Origin of the sequence: Streptomyces sp. NPDC058964, from assembly GCF_042741275.1 — a bacterium.
GTDB lineage: Bacteria > Actinomycetota > Actinomycetes > Streptomycetales > Streptomycetaceae > Streptomyces.
In genome coordinates this window covers 8,245-8,580 of the sequence record NZ_JBHYKH010000393.1, presented here as the reverse complement: position 1 = coordinate 8,580, position 336 = coordinate 8,245, and the positions used below count along the sequence as shown (strand labels likewise).

Sequence of the window (336 nt, the reverse complement as noted above, 5' to 3'; positions counted from 1 at the left end):
GGCGATTGACGCGGTCTGAGCTGGGTATTTCCGCACCGGTGTATGTGTGACACATGGGTTCCGAAGAACAGTCCAAGATCGACGTCGAGCAGCTGGCCGAGCTGGCCGCGGACGCCGAGGACGACGGCAGCTCCACCAGCCCCGTTATCCCCGAGATCCAGGCGCAGGCGCAGTACCCGGCGGTCAGCTGAGTCCGGCCGGCCGGAAACCGCCGGGCGAACGGCCCCGGTGATCCGGAACCGCGCCCGTGGTGGGGGCCCAACACGACAGCACCCCCCGCGCCCGCCCCCCGAATACACCCCGGCCCCCCCGCCGGCCCCACCCACAAAGCGTACA

General features: G+C 70.5%; 1 protein-coding gene. It reads left to right on the top strand.

The features are described from left to right. The first annotated feature begins 53 nt into the window (after window positions 1-53). Window positions 54-191 (top strand): hypothetical protein, encoded by a 138-nt coding sequence (locus ACFW2E_RS34400; RefSeq protein ID WP_384472126.1) that lies wholly within the window; start codon window positions 54-56, stop codon window positions 189-191. Window positions 192-336: the final 145 nt, after the last annotated feature.